Source organism: bacterium, from assembly GCA_029210965.1.
GTDB lineage: Bacteria > BMS3Abin14 > BMS3Abin14 > BMS3Abin14 > BMS3Abin14 > JALHUC01.
This window is the reverse complement of the sequence record JARGFZ010000141.1, coordinates 1-568: the sequence shown is the minus strand read 5'-3', so window position 1 is coordinate 568 and position 568 is coordinate 1. Positions and strand designations below refer to the sequence as shown.

1 protein-coding gene is annotated in these 568 nt (G+C 37.5%); it reads right to left on the bottom strand.

Annotated features, from left to right (window positions below):
- Positions 1-568 (bottom strand): hypothetical protein (locus P1S59_14680; protein ID MDF1527466.1); only part of this gene is annotated, 568 nt, incomplete at both ends.

The following is a 568-nucleotide window of genomic DNA, read 5'->3' as shown; positions in this document are numbered from 1 at the left end:
AATACCTGCTTGTGGAATAGCTAATAGTGATTTTTGTATAGTATTAATAACAAAGTTTACAAGTCTATAACCTGCAACCATTTCAAACATACTAACTAGTAAGCCTCTATTAACATCATGAAGTCCACGATAAAGGCTTTGAGAGTTTCTAAGTGCAGTATTCTGTGCTTCTATTCCACGAATTAAGTCAGCTTGTGCATTAGTCATAGCACCTATAGCTCTAGCACCAAAAGCATTAGCTATATTTTGTCTTTCTCGTGCAGCTGTAATTCTATTATTTAGGTCTAATAGTCTAATACTAGCTTGTTCTTCTGCCCTTCTTGGAGTATCAGTTCTAGGGGCAAAGACACTTTCTAATTCTGCTTGTCTAGTTTCACGTGCTAAAGTAGCTCTTCTAGCTTCCCCTTCTGCTCTACGCCTAGAAGTAGCTTCCGCATGTTCAGCAGCTATACTAGCACTAACCGCTTGTCTATCATTATATGCTCTTATCTCAGCTTCTTCTCTATCTCTAATAGCTGCTCTACTAGATGCTAATCTTTCTTCATTAGCTATAGCTCTATCAAAAAGA